Below are 14,816 nucleotides of genomic sequence, written 5' to 3' on the forward strand. Positions count from 1 at the left end.
CCTTGATGGCTCATAAATACCAGTCACTGGAGAAACCTTACACCAGCCCAATCCCCAATCTCCAATCCCCAGTCCCCATTTTCCACCCTCAATTCTCAAACCTCAAATCTCAAACCTCAAATCTCTTATTTTCCCATGGAAAAACGCCTTCGTCTGCGGGGAACGAAGGCGTTTCCGGAACCACGAGGTTCCTTAAATATACTGCCAGGGGAAAGGAGGGGATTCAATGCCCTGCCGCCATCACTAACGAGCTCAATTCCGGATCCAAATTTCATCTGACTATGAAAAAAGACGAATCGCTGAGGTTGTGATGCTAATACGAATCTACAAACGGGGTTTATATGCAGACAGCAGCAGGATTTCCCCTGGCAATGTGGTGGAGATAAGACCTTTCTTACCTCTGCCCTAAGTATAGCAGAAATAGCAAGAGAGTCAAATATCAAATAGTAAAGTTTCGATGTGTGCGATTGCGATAAAGTCATACTTGCGCGGCGAACGGATTAGAGTCTCAAATGTAAGAAGGGAAATGACAGATACAGGATTATGCATGATTATGATAAAATGAAATTAAAACAAGGAGGCACAAATGACAAAGAATGAACTTACAAACATTTTGAAGGAAATCTGGGACGAAAAAGATTTTATCACAGGAGTGCAGCTATGCCTTTCCAATGATGAGGAGCGGCGGATGTTAGCGGATGCTATTACAGCCGGAATCATCAGAAACGGCGGAGATATTGCCCAATACGCCTTTTGTATCAGGAAAAAGATTCCATTCGAACCGCTGGATGAAGATGACGATGATGAGGAGGAGGATCAAAAATAGATGATATTCGGATAATTTATAAAATTTATAGAAGTTTGGATAAATCAATGAACTACAAGGCACATCCCATTCACTTTAATTTCTAAACTGCCTATGCGGCAGTGAACAGGCAAAAGCACTGGAAGCGGTGGGCGTTCTTTTTCTAAACTGCCTATGCGGCAGTGAACTCCTTCGTACACCGTCACCGGGTAGATGCGAATTTCTAAACTGCCTATGCGGCAGTGAACATGCAGGATGCGGGAATTACCCCCGACATGCTTTTCTAAACTGCCTATGCGGCAGTGAACCGCACTGGCTGTTATACTGGGCGCACCATACATTTCTAAACTGCCTATGCGGCAGTGAACATCTCTGCCGATTCCGTCCGAAAGATGGAGCATTTCTAAACTGCCTATGCGGCAGTGAACGACCAGCAGAAAAAGAATGACGCATTGGCAATTTTCTAAACTGCCTATGCGGCAGTGAACCCTCAGTCATTGGCTTTGATACTGAAGCGGCGTTTCTAAACTGCCTATGCGGCAGTGAACCCGTGTACTCCCGGCCGTTGGTGGCCACCACATTTCTAAACTGCCTATGCGGCAGTGAACGCCGAGAACGATTATCTCACGGCCAGGAATAATTTCTAAACTGCCTATGCGGCAGTGAACTATCCGTCAAAGTTATCAGCCGCTTCCTCGTGTTTCTAAACTGCCTATGCGGCAGTGAACTATGATTCGGTGGATATAAACATTCTGGAAGATTTCTAAACTGCCTATGCGGCAGTGAACGAATACCAGCTCTACCAGGCATCCATACAGCATTTCTAAACTGCCTATGCGGCAGTGAACCTATCGGAGACCTGGCGGGACTACGCCAAACATTTCTAAACTGCCTATGCGGCAGTGAACGCGGCTGCACCGTCATGGCCTGCCCCATGCCATTTCTAAACTGCCTATGCGGCAGTGAACATTCCCACGGAGATAAAAGCGCACCGCCTTCATTTCTAAACTGCCTATGCGGCAGTGAACATACCGAAGTCCAGGTACGCATTAACTTTTAATTTCTAAACTGCCTATGCGGCATTGAACATATCCGTGAATGCATCTTTTGCGGAAACAGATTTCTAAACTGCCTATGCGGCAGTGAACGCTAACCCCTCTACCTATATCGGCGGCACATGTTTCTAAACTGCCTATGCGGCAGTGAACTCCCGGGCGGTTTTTGCATCGGTGCTGTCGCTTTTCTAAACTGCCTATGCGGCAGTGAACGAAATCAGAGATACTGCCCTGGAAGCTTTCCATTTCTAAACTGCCTATGCGGCAGTGAACGTTATATACAGCTTCTTCTACATCCTGTGCCATTTCTAAACTGCCTATGCGGCAGTGAACTCCGGCTTCGGCTTGCGGACATTTGCGGGGAATTTCTAAACTGCCTATGCGGCAGTGAACTCCGCCCAATATTTCCAAATCACCCTGCAACTTTTCTAAACTGCCTATGCGGCAGTGAACAGTACACCACCAAGAGAGGGGAGATTTAACATTTTCTAAACTGCCTATGCGGCAGTGAACGAGCGCCAGCTTGCAATCATTTAGCCCTAAAATTTCTAAACTGCCTATGCGGCAGTGAACATGTTCCCTTCCGGCGTGCTTCCTTCCGGGCATTTCTAAACTGCCTATGCGGCAGTGAACATTTAGCCCTAAAAGGCGGAGATTCGTCCGGATTTCTAAACTGCCTATGCGGCAGTGAACAACATTGATTTCTCCCACCAGCTCGCCGGAAACTTTCTAAACTGCCTATGCGGCAGTGAACAAACTGAAATCGCTGTTTTTCTTCTTCACAAATTTCTAAACTGCCTATGCGGCAGTGAACGTAGGCTACCTTCATGACGTCCCTAAGATTCATTTCTAAACTGCCTATGCGGCAGTGAACTCGGCAATTTCTTTTTTGCTAAACTTGCTTCTTTTCTAAACTGCCTATGCGGCAGTGAACTCATGAAGTCGTGCATATTGGCAAAGGTCGTATTTCTAAACTGCCTATGCGGCAGTGAACGATGCGCAGATAGAAGCCTGCGCACAGCTCATTTTCTAAACTGCCTATGCGGCAGTGAACATAAAACTTACCTGTCCGCCGGTTACCAGGCATTTCTAAACTGCCTATGCGGCAGTGAACTCTGATAAGGAAACCGTTAGGATGCTGATGATTTTCTAAACTGCCTATGCGGCAGTGAACAAGTGGAGCCTCTACAATTATTAAAGAACCCATTTTCTAAACTGCCTATGCGGCAGTGAACATCTACTGCGCCTCTGCCTCCGCCATGTTCAATTTCTAAACTGCCTATGCGGCAGTGAACTCGCCAGGATGTGGTGGTGGAGAGAGCCATAATTTCTAAACTGCCTATGCGGCAGTGAACGATCTGGAAGCCGACGAATTAGCTTACATCAATTTCTAAACTGCCTATGCGGCAGTGAACTTTTTTGATTTTAATTGAGAATCGTTTCAAAATTTCTAAACTGCCTATGCGGCAGTGAACGCTTTGTTTCTTTCGCTAACCATAGTGTCCTGTTTCTAAACTGCCTATGCGGCAGTGAACGGTGCGTCCTCCCCGTCTACCGTTGTCCGCATGTTTCTAAACTGCCTATGCGGCAGTGAACAATAAAAGGATATCGACCGGCGGGAAGGGAGGTTTCTAAACTGCCTATGCGGCAGTGAACAGATGATAGTGACCGCGCCGCCGCCATCGACATTTCTAAACTGCCTATGCGGCAGTGAACCCACGGAACGGTAGAACCCGAAGTCCGCGTCATTTCTAAACTGCCTATGCGGCAGTGAACACCCGCCCGGCCACCCGGTCCCTGGTGATAAATTTCTAAACTGCCTATGCGGCAGTGAACGTTTCATCAGGGTAAATTCTTAAAACGTCAGGTTTCTAAACTGCCTATGCGGCAGTGAACATCCTTCTTTTCTTCCTCTTTCTTCTCAGGCATTTCTAAACTGCCTATGCGGCAGTGAACAGCGGCGGCCAAGAAGTCAGACCGTACGATAGTTTCTAAACTGCCTATGCGGCAGTGAACAGGATCGTCTAATTATTCAGATATTCTTCTGTTTTCTAAACTGCCTATGCGGCAGTGAACGGATTCCATCGTAAAGCTGAATGGAATTATGATTTCTAAACTGCCTATGCGGCAGTGAACTCTCCTTCTCGTTGAGATTTCTCAACCTTACGTTTCTAAACTGCCTATGCGGCAGTGAACATCATGGTTTTCCTGGGTAAAGGGTTCTCCCTTTTCTAAACTGCCTATGCGGCAGTGAACTTTAATGTTGGCCTTGCCGTCGGGCACATTCTTTTCTAAACTGCCTATGCGGCAGTGAACTTTCCGGGCCGTCGTATTTATCCTTCATTATTTTTCTAAACTGCCTATGCGGCAGTGAACCGATAATCTCACCGTACCGGACCGGATTTTACTTTCTAAACTGCCTATGCGGCAGTGAACTGTACTTTTACTGATTTTTAGCGCAATGCACATTTCTAAACTGCCTATGCGGCAGTGAACTTTTTTGTCTGTGTATCCGTGATTGTTTTTAATTTCTAAACTGCCTATGCGGCAGTGAACAGAGCACAGTATTTCAGCCGTCGGCGATTGATTTTCTAAACTGCCTATGCGGCAGTGAACAGAGCACAGTGTTTCAGCCGTCGGCGATTGATTTTCTAAACTGCCTATGCGGCAGTGAACCTAAGGAGCCGCGGACATGGCAGAAGGTAACTTTTCTAAACTGCCTATGCGGCAGTGAACGTCATAAGAAACAAATCCGTTATACCAAACAATTTCTAAACTGCCTATGCGGCAGTGAACAGAAATGGAATTATCCATGAAAACGGTCGCAATTTCTAAACTGCCTATGCGGCAGTGAACATGGGTGCGCATGGCTCGCTAATTCATCAACGTTTCTAAACTGCCTATGCGGCAGTGAACGTGCTCTTCGCACGATTGCGGAGGAGGCAAAGTTTCTAAACTGCCTATGCGGCAGTGAACGGCTGGGCGAGCCAAAGGCCGGCGCCGCCGGTCTTTCTAAACTGCCTATGCGGCAGTGAACGATACATATTTAGATATGGCAAAAGAATCAATTTTCTAAACTGCCTATGCGGCAGTGAACGCCACCGTGGCATCCCAGATTGGGAAGAAGCTTTTCTAAACTGCCTATGCGGCAGTGAACAAAATGCTTATGGACGAATGGAAAACAGTGAATTTCTAAACTGCCTATGCGGCAGTGAACGTAAAACCCACAACAACAACGCTGCGTAGATATTTCTAAACTGCCTATGCGGCAGTGAACGTCGGGGTCTAGTGTTATTCCCTCATAGCATTTTTCTAAACTGCCTATGCGGCAGTGAACTGGACAGTATCCAACGGGTGGATATGACAAATTTTCTAAACTGCCTATGCGGCAGTGAACAGAGCCACAGGATTGAGGGACGGAGAGCCACATTTCTAAACTGCCTATGCGGCAGTGAACGATGTAGATGAGTCTATTTTGGTAGCTTATGATTTCTAAACTGCCTATGCGGCAGTGAACTATAGGCATATTAAAATAATGCTACTTGATGGATTTCTAAACTGCCTATGCGGCAGTGAACATCAAAGCTAACCTGCCTTGCCTGCACATCGATTTCTAAACTGCCTATGCGGCAGTGAACAAATCAAATATCCACTCTTAAAAAATCATCGATTTCTAAACTGCCTATGCGGCAGTGAACGGTGACGCTTGTTGAAGTCAATGGTCATGACTTTTCTAAACTGCCTATGCGGCAGTGAACAATACAGATCCTACGGCTCCGTAGGCATAGTTTTTCTAAACTGCCTATGCGGCAGTGAACTTGATGCACAAGTCAACAAAAACACAATACAGTTTCTAAACTGCCTATGCGGCAGTGAACCCAAACAGGGGCGGCAAGCTGGAGGCCAAATGTTTCTAAACTGCCTATGCGGCAGTGAACTTTCCTGTTCGGCCGGCGGCAGGGGGCTGTCATTTCTAAACTGCCTATGCGGCAGTGAACATCTATTGATTTTGATCCACATTCGCTTTATTTTTCTAAACTGCCTATGCGGCAGTGAACCGAGAGGGCCAATGAGGCCGGGGGAGCAGAGCTTTCTAAACTGCCTATGCGGCAGTGAACATACAGGCGACCGCTCTGCGGCAACGAATACATTTCTAAACTGCCTATGCGGCAGTGAACAGTCTTACAAGTGCCCTTTTAATCTCGGGTTTTTTCTAAACTGCCTATGCGGCAGTGAACTTTTTTCCGCCTCTACCTTTACCTCGAAAAGTTTTCTAAACTGCCTATGCGGCAGTGAACATCATCCGCCAGCTCGAACCCATTCCCCCGGATTTCTAAACTGCCTATGCGGCAGTGAACATAACGCTTTCCAGGGGGTCCACAATGTCACGTTTCTAAACTGCCTATGCGGCAGTGAACTCCATTTCCTCGCCGTCACCGTTTACGATGATTTTCTAAACTGCCTATGCGGCAGTGAACACGAATGGATGAGCGGCGGCGACACTCTTCGCTTTCTAAACTGCCTATGCGGCAGTGAACTTACTTGTACGGCCATAACCCTGCGGGTAAAATTTCTAAACTGCCTATGCGGCAGTGAACGATTTCCTCCCACGCTCCGAGGAAGACGACCGTTTCTAAACTGCCTATGCGGCAGTGAACTGAAGATGTGCAGAAAGGAGCACCGATAGATTCGTGTCTTTTTCAGGTTTTTACCAAATCAACCAATGTTTTCCGGCCAGATGAAAAGATTACGTATTTATCGATGTTTCGCCGACTGCTATTTTATCATTGGTCAAAATTCAGGCAGGGATGCAGCTCGGCTCAGGCCATAGGTACTGAAGGTTCCTCTCATCTCTTCGGCTTGGGGCGTCTTTTCTATGAACAGATTAAATTTCTGACCGCCGGACAAACTCTTCATATGGATGAAAGGTTTGCCGTAGTCTTCTTTTTTCTGTTTCATCAGGGAAAGATTTTCCTCATAGGATGTACCCGGATGCCGAGCAGAAAATCTACTGGCCTTCTGCTCCACCGATGCGTCCGGCTGATAACGGCTGAAAGATGCATATCCGGTTATCCTGTTTACCGGCACTTTTCTAATGGATGTCAAGTGAACATAATCCTTAAGCCTTTCCAGGGATCCTTCTATATCCAGTTTTTCCAGCTGCTCTCTGCTTTCAGCAAATATCCTGATTTTTACGCCCAGGCTTTTTTCTTCATACTGCGGGAAGGAGATACCGAAAGGCTGGCTGCCGGTCCGGTTTTTCCAATTTCCCAAAGCCAGGTGTATCTGCATAAAGACCTTGGACATAAGGAAAAAAGCCGGTGTTTCTCCATCCGGAATCAATGTGATTTCCTGATAGTATACATTCATCAGTCATTATCCCCTTCGCCAAAGACTCCTCCCCTTACCAGAACTGCCATGACATAGTTCTGATCATCTATGCTGTCCGGTTTATTTCCTTCTGACCATGCGTCAAAAAGGGTATAGAAATCCTTTTTCTCCTTTGGCGGTCTGTATGCAATACCGAGATTTGTAACTGCGCCATAGGGCTCTACTGCAATGGGGCCATTCCTTTTCCCATCATACTCCGGATACCAGGTATCAATGGTCCGGATGGCATTGCCCAGTTTCTGAGAATGCATAGCTGCTATGCCATTTACATGATAAAGAACTTTGCTCTTTTTGCCTTTGCCCTTATCCAAAATCAATTCTTCGCTGGGGTACACTTCCTGCCCTTTTCCTACTTTTGCAAATGCTTCTACTTCAATGAGAAGGGACGTTTTCTCTCCAGACAGTGTATCTGCAATCAGCGCAGCTAATTCATCAACAGAAGAAGCATCTTCATCAAAATCTTTCAACGAATACCGGTACCCATCAAATACCCAGTTTTTATTATATTCCGCAATATGCACCCGGATTTCCAATGCTTCTGCCCCAACCCGGTTTCTCCATAAAAAGCGGCCATTTGCCAGATTATATGCGTACCTGTGTGCCAGTTCCTTAAATCCCTGTTCTTTAATAAATTCTGTTCCCATGGAACGAATTCCTTCATAGTGGCTGGCGCTGTTGCAGGCAGAGGGGTACTGTACACCGGAAAGCACTTTCACCGTATATACCAGCTTTAACGTATCCTGATCCAAAGCCAGAGATGCACTGTCTACAGTCTGAAGATTAGGATTTTCTACCTGTGCATTTAATTTTGCCGGATCATTTTTTACCGCTTTTTTAAGCCGGTTGGAAATCGTGCCTCGAACCGATTTTTCAACCAGTTTGATTGGACTTGCATCATGGTCACGATTCTCCCAGATAGTACCATACATGTACCCATCCGATACCACCAGTTTCTTTTCAAATGCCAACACAGAAGCCTTTTTGAAATTTTTGTCAGCCATCATCTTTTCCTCCTTATTTATGATTACTGCAGAGATATAAACTATTTTTACTGTCATATTCATAATGCCACAGAATATCGTCAACATGTTCAAAACGATAGGGCATTCGGAATTCTCCCAGAGTCACCGCATTTTCTACAAATTGGTGAGGAACGGAAGTGTCTCTCTGATTTTTTACTTTTCCGAGTTTGGAGATCCCTTTGAATCCAACAGAAATAGGAACCAGCCATCCATTTCCTTTTCGGAAATAATCCCATCCGTCTATATTTCCATTTTCATCTTTCCGTGCAGTTCTAGTAATTTTAAGATAATCCAGCAGCGCCTGCAGACTGTCAGTTCCTGTTTCTGTCATCTGTCGAATGAGGTCATCCCTTTCAATCAGGACAAATCCGGGCATTAAAGCAGACAATACTTTTCTTTCTTCCTGTGGATGATCCCTGTCAGCATAGCAGAGCCTGGATTTCCTGATTTCCAGAATGTCCCCGCCGGCTATTTTCATAGATGGCAGGAGCTGCCGGACGCAGGCAAGAAATTCTTCGTCATTGTCCCCATCCAGTCCTTCCACTTCCACCAGAAGGGATATATCAAGATGGATACGCGGTTCTTCAATAAAGGGAGGCCTCTCAAAGCCTGCACCTTTCTTCCGCAGTGGATTGGCTGTTCCAATGATAGAATAATAGGAATCGCCTATTCCTTTGTATACCTGCAGGTTGCATTGATGAAACGAAATGCCCGCACGGGGAAAGCGGATATGATTCCATGTTTTCTGCTGCCTGATCTTTCTTTCCAAAGCATGCACTGCTCCCATCCAAGCTGTCACTGCCGGTACGCCTATGGTCAGGGTACTGCTCATGGCATTGGCATTATGGACTTTCATATGGCGAATCAATAAATAAGATTTCATAAGGCAGAATTCACTTCCTTTTTTAAGGCATCTTCCATCACTTCAGAAAACATCTGCATTTCTTCATCTCCCAAAGCAACTTTTTCGGAACCTTCTATTCGGCCATAGAGTCGAATGATCCATTTTCCGAACTGCTTCCCCACTTCATGGCGCCATTCATCATTTCCCCATTCCTTCTCATAGACACAGTCCAGCCAAATTTTCTGAGCTAATGAAAGGTTCCTGTATTTTCCCTCAAGACTCCAGCCCTCCTGATGCATCCGTATAATTTCTGCGGTTTCTATACAATAGTCTGCCACATTTTCTATGTGGAATCGAACTTTTGCTCGAATGTCCATATTATTTCTGTCCATTGTAAATAGTTTATGCAGCTTTTGGATAGCATCATTGCAGATACTATAAGGAATGCATTCCATAAAGATGTCATGCTTGGGAAGTCTGGTATGTTCATCGCTGATTATCGGCGGCATAGAATACAAGAGGTAAGCTTTCCCTCCGGAATTTGCATTTAACGTGCTGATATTCTGTGGCTTGGTTCCCCCAAATCCTATAACCGTTAGATTGCTTATATGGCTGGCAGATTCACCAAATACGTCTTTTTTCTTATTGTTCGTATCAAACCATCTATGATTCATCACTTTTATCCTGCTGCTCATGGTTTCCATAAGAGAAGAAGCCGGGAGCACTGTCAATAAATGATAATCATGTTCTCCTACCGGGAAATAAACCTGTCTCAGTCTGCCATCAGTTTCCAGGCTTTCCGCTTTCTTTATCCCATCCAATGCTTCATGGATCCGTTCTTGCTTTATGCCAAACTGCCCAAATTCTTCATATACATCACTTTCACCTGTCTGCAAATGCTCCAGGCAGCTTTTGCCATCCTCCATAGGTTGAAGCAGAAGCTTTGTAGATGCCATATAGGCTGCAGAGGAGTAAATCATATCTGTTTCGCATGCAGAGGAAGTTGTAGTTACAAGACCGTCCATACCTGATTGCGAATTATCATAAATAACAACCTTACTGTCCGGATTTGAAAATTTTCCGACATGCGTTGCCAGCGTGCATTTGGAGAGATTAGCCAGTACACCTTCCAGCCAGACTTCAGGCGTTTTGTTTTTCTTCTTTGCCTGTTCCTGTATATATTCACTGAGCTTTCCCAATTTCCGATTCCTCCTTTTCCATATGAAATAGTCCCAACTGATCAGAATATAGAAGTATTTTGGCATTGTTTTTAGACGCCGGAAGCGTTATTTCGCCAAAAATTTCGGAGTATCTTTTCATAAGTTCCTCTTTTGGTCCGTCCTGTCCTGCTGCCAAACTTTCAAGAAGTTTTATGTAATTCCGTTCTTCATCTGAAAGCCACAGCCTTTTCTTCATGCCAGGCGTCATACCCGTATACGGTTCAATACCATACACCTTGCTGCAGGATGTGTCTGCATCCTGCTCGCAGAGACAGACCTTTCCATCTATATACTTAGCATACAACTTCTCTTCCGGTATGTCTGCCCGCCTGAACCGGTTCATTTCCTGTGGCAGAGCTGTCATCCACCAGGCTTCGTGATTCCACCCGTTGATGCACTGCGGGCCCGTGTCGGTAAAACTGTTGAAATCAGCCATAATCTGCTGTTCCAGGTCTATCAATCTTCTACAGGGCTCCAGATGAGAAGCTTTACGAGTTCTGGGCACCGCATCAATCTTTTTCTCCATCCTCTTCCCATCTATCAGTTCTTCCATGCAATGCGTTTCCAGCACATATCTCCCATCCTCATAACCGGGCCAAATGAAAGCCCTTTTCTGTCCTTGCAGTCCCCGCAGGTTATAATCCATGACGGCTATGTTGGCGCTGGAAATATCTTCCGTCCTCTTTCTATGGCGGAGCACTCTGCCTGCCAACTGGATAATGGAACGTCCGGAAGAAGGCTCGATGACGGCCCAGTCGAAATCATGATCCCGTCCTGTTTCCTCTACCGGTGTAGCCACAAGGATAAAGATAAGATCCTCTTCTGTCTCATGATCGATATGGTTTCTCATGACCGGGTCTTCTATATCGACGACCTGCCCATTTTCCTGCTTCCGCTTCAATACGGAGTCCAGATATTTTTCCTGCTCGTGGCGGAGGAGGAGAATCTGCCGGCTGTGATATGTCATCACCCTGACCGCCGTATGATCCGGCCAGTTACATTGCATAAGATACAGGCTGAGCTCCACACAGGGATTGACATTAGCCATCCTGATGACGCCGATAGAAATATTTTTTCCTGTTTTCCGATCCACCACATGATGGTCTCTATGGAGCTGAAGAACTGCCTGCTTTATACTGCTGAAATATCCCTTTATCAGATCGGATTCATCATCATTGACTTTGCAGGGGACAAGGAATCCTCTCCTCTTGGCCGGTTCTTTCCTCAGTTTTTCTATCCTGGCTTTGATAAACCGGTCATGATTTTCCGCAAACCGGCTGTCTTCCGTATCCATGGTCTGTACATCTGTCCTGAATTCATCGCACCAGACCACAGTACCTGCTTTTTTCTCGGAGAAGAAAGCGTTCCGGCAGGCCAGCCCCGCCATATAGGATCTGTACATACCTTCTGCCAGATCCGGCGGGATGGTTGCTGAGGAGATCGCCACGTTTCTTCCATACATGCCGGCCAGATGGACGAGTCTGGCAATGGCAGTCAGATCTTCCCTGTCAAAATCATCAATTTCATCAATAACCAGATCGGATGACATAAGGCGAAGGCTGGGAAGTATATATCTGCCGCCCCGCTTTGTTTCCACTGCTCCCATCATATGGTCAATGGTGGTTACCAGCACCGGTTTGTAAAGGAAATTTTTATTCTTCTGTGCACTGTCCGGATGGTCCGGGTCAAAAAAGATATTCAAAAATTGATTCTGGCTTTCCGACTGGGTATTCACGCAGCTTAATTCCTGCTCCATGAGAGTTCCATCTTCGCCATAGATAGATGGATCCGATAATGAGCCAGGGCTTTGCTGATGAAGCTTCAGCACCGCATTAGACCCTATGATAACAGCCATTTCATCAGGAGACAGGCCAATCCGGTCCCTGTACTCGTCCCCTGTCTGCAGGGTGAGCGAGCGCAGTCCGAGGGCAAGCACATAACGCAGGGATTCGCCATCTTCCGATACAGCTTCCATGATTTTGGCATTGGCCATTGTTTTCCCGCAGCCAGTGCTGGCCATATTTATAATAAACCAGCCCCGTTTTCTTTCATCACTGTCTCTGTACTTCCTGATTTTTGCAGCCACCCTGTCCTGCCACCGAAAAGCAGGAGGGCTTGTCTTTTTAAGAGAATGCACATCATAGGCTTTTTCCATGTTCTCAGAAAAGGCCGGAAGCCTATGGGCGATTCTCAATGCCTGCTTTGTTACGCCTACAAGATGTTCTTCCAAATACTGTTTGGGCTTTCCTGATTTCCGATCCGTATTGGCCCACAATGTGCGAGCTCCCCAGCAGCTTTGATCATCTGCCCGCCGAAGAGAAGATAAGTAGTGATCTCCAAGCATCAAACCAAGTCTTGCATCATTCAAACATCTCCGCAGAACCGGCTGCAGCTCTGGTCCTGTCATCATGCCTGCCAGCCTGTCATAGCTCTCCAGGGCCCGGAGACACCATTTTTTGACCATTTTTCTCCATATCGGCGCATCATCCCAAAGAAATCCTGCCGAAAAGGTCAGACACTTCTCCAAAGCCGCCGGCTCCTGGGCTTCTTTATTTTCATAGCCCCATGTTCCGCTGATGCTTTGCAGCATATCGCCAATGTTTTTTCTCTGCCTTCCGTCATACTTGTTTCTTACCGTCTTATCCGGATCAGGCAGGCGATGATGAGAAAAGATGATCCATGTCAGAAGGCCTGCCAGCGGCGGCAGCGGAGCCAGCTTTTCCGGATCCCCTTCTGTCATCGCTTTCCTGACTTTGTCCTGATCAAATTTCCCTTCTGCCAGAAAAGCAAGCCATTTTTTATCATCATCCCAGGCATGACTGCAGCGAACGACCGCTTCCAATATCTTGCAGGATATCCATTCATGCCGGAAAGGATCTGCTGTCAGAAGTCCCCTGGCCAATTTGTCTTGGAAATAGTCAGAGGCCTTACCCCAGTCATGGAATAAAGCAGCCAGGGCAGTGAGGATGGTAACAAAAGGAAGATAGGCCCAGTCATTCTCCCAGTCTTCATGAATCATTTCCTTCGTAGTAAAATTGACCGGAACACGTCCATTTTCATCAAAAGCGTCCCTGCGTCCTACAATCCACAACAAATCATCCCGATTTCTGGAGCGGATCCAGTGACAGGCTACCGCTGTATTTCTGGATGCATTCTTTTTCAACAGCACTTTAACCGTTTCCAGTCCATCCGATGTAATCACTGTTCTCCATACATCATTTCCAATACGGTCGGCATACTGATCCAAAATGCGGCGGGTGACAAGCTGCGCCTTTTTTATGCTCTGGCTGATAAAAAGAACCATCATGAGCAATCACCTGCCTCCAGGCTCACTCGTTTGACCACATCAAACATGAAGTCAAGCACTTTATGTTCCGTAAATTTCTCAAGGCACTTCTCCCGAAACTCCTTATCCTTCCAGTCTTTGGACGCACAGATAAAGCTCCAGGGAAGAACAATGGAATCTTTAATCAAATCAGCCACATCAAAAACCAGGGCCCCTTTACGAGTTTTCCCATGCATCACAGCAAAACCGTGGGGTATCCCCAGAACCCATAAGGTACAGGCCGCCAGGCCATAGGCCAGATAATTACCATGGTCCAGGAAGATATTGGCCTTATCATCTGCTTCCCTTTTTCTGACAAAGCCGGTCATCCGCACATTGGACGCCGCATATTTATAAAGATGTTTTGTAAACTCTGCCTCTGCCAGCAATAACTCCGTCACATCATCTGCATTTTCAATTTTGGCACGATAAAAAGCCAAAGCTGCTTCCACATCTGCATCATCTGCATAAAATCCCTCATCCTGGAGTTCATCATCAAATGACCACACTTTCTCCAAAAATCGGCATCTTTCCTGCTGAAACACTTTGGCTGCTCTAAGACGTTTCGATTCATCATACCAAAAAGACATCCACCCCTGCATATAGGCAGTCGGGCGATACTCATTACCCGGGCTGAGCCATTCAATATCCGTACCGGCAAACAGCGGCGTACCACCGCCTCCGCAGAATCCCACCATTACACCGGCTCCACAGAGAATCCGCATGGCCCCCTGGGTGATGGACGTACCATTGCCCAGAAGAATTACTGTCGTATTAGCCACCGGAATATTCCAAAACAGGTTTTTATCCTTACTTTGTGTCAGATAAACAACCCGACCATCCTTCTGCATGACCCTGCATTTTTCAAGATAGTAAATATTGGCCCGCTTCGAATGAAGAATAACCTTGAAATCGGACTTGGAAAGTAAAGTATTCATAGTCTTCATCACTTTCGTTTTGAAATAAATGAATCAAATACTTATATTTTCATTTATTGTATCATTTGATAATGACAGAAGATGACATGACACAAAAAATCTAATAAAAAAATAATTTTTCTGAAATTCAAGCATAGAAGTCAGTGAATAAATCGGAAATTCCAAACTGTTGATAGCTTTGCTGCCTATGCGGCAGTGAACCTCGAGCGCCTGATG

General features: G+C 46.0%; 7 protein-coding genes and 2 CRISPR repeat arrays (1 of these 9 only partly in view). Of the genes, 1 reads left to right on the top strand and 6 read right to left on the bottom strand.

The window, feature by feature from the left end; all coding sequences use genetic code 11:
* Positions 1-586 precede the first annotated feature (586 nt).
* Positions 587-826 (top strand): hypothetical protein, encoded by a 240-nt coding sequence (locus tag Q0482_RS03725; RefSeq protein WP_299143541.1) that lies wholly within the window; start codon positions 587-589, stop codon positions 824-826.
* Between the two features lie 79 nt (positions 827-905).
* Positions 906-6,518: a CRISPR direct-repeat array (repeat unit 28 nt; unit sequence TTTCTAAACTGCCTATGCGGCAGTGAAC).
* A gap of 133 nt (positions 6,519-6,651) precedes the next feature.
* On the opposite strand, the gene cas6f is transcribed toward Q0482_RS03725, so the two are convergent.
* Genes cas6f through cas1f form a run of 6 tightly spaced genes read right to left on the bottom strand, consistent with a single transcriptional unit; the run spans position 6,652 to position 14,600 of the window.
* Positions 6,652-7,230 carry a type I-F CRISPR-associated endoribonuclease Cas6/Csy4 gene (cas6f, locus tag Q0482_RS03730; RefSeq protein ID WP_299143544.1) on the bottom strand — a complete coding sequence of 193 codons (579 nt, stop codon included), beginning with the start codon at positions 7,228-7,230 and terminating at the stop codon, positions 6,652-6,654.
* On the bottom strand, positions 7,230-8,255 hold the full coding sequence (gene csy3, locus Q0482_RS03735; protein ID WP_299143547.1) for a type I-F CRISPR-associated protein Csy3: 1,026 nt from the start codon (positions 8,253-8,255) through the stop codon (positions 7,230-7,232). The genes cas6f and csy3 overlap by 1 nt, the downstream gene beginning before the upstream one ends.
* Before the next feature lie 10 nt (positions 8,256-8,265).
* The gene (gene csy2 / locus Q0482_RS03740; protein ID WP_299143550.1) at positions 8,266-9,156 is read right to left on the bottom strand and encodes a type I-F CRISPR-associated protein Csy2; all 891 of its coding nucleotides are present in this window, start codon (positions 9,154-9,156) and stop codon (positions 8,266-8,268) included.
* Positions 9,153-10,316: a type I-F CRISPR-associated protein Csy1 gene (locus tag Q0482_RS03745; protein WP_299143555.1), complete on the bottom strand. Its 1,164-nt coding sequence runs from the start codon at positions 10,314-10,316 to the stop codon at positions 9,153-9,155. Before Q0482_RS03745 ends, csy2 begins: the two co-directional genes overlap by 4 nt.
* The gene (gene cas3f / locus Q0482_RS03750) at positions 10,300-13,644 is read right to left on the bottom strand and encodes a type I-F CRISPR-associated helicase Cas3f (RefSeq protein ID WP_299143558.1); all 3,345 of its coding nucleotides are present in this window, start codon (positions 13,642-13,644) and stop codon (positions 10,300-10,302) included. The genes Q0482_RS03745 and cas3f overlap by 17 nt, the downstream gene beginning before the upstream one ends.
* Positions 13,641-14,600 carry a type I-F CRISPR-associated endonuclease Cas1f gene (gene cas1f, locus Q0482_RS03755; protein ID WP_299143561.1) on the bottom strand — a complete coding sequence of 320 codons (960 nt, stop codon included), beginning with the start codon at positions 14,598-14,600 and terminating at the stop codon, positions 13,641-13,643. The genes cas3f and cas1f overlap by 4 nt, the downstream gene beginning before the upstream one ends.
* Before the next feature lie 173 nt (positions 14,601-14,773).
* A CRISPR array of direct repeats spans positions 14,774-14,816; the repeat unit is 28 nt; it runs 1,186 nt beyond the window's last position.

The organism is uncultured Dialister sp. (assembly GCF_937959425.1).
GTDB lineage: Bacteria > Bacillota > Negativicutes > Veillonellales > Dialisteraceae > Dialister.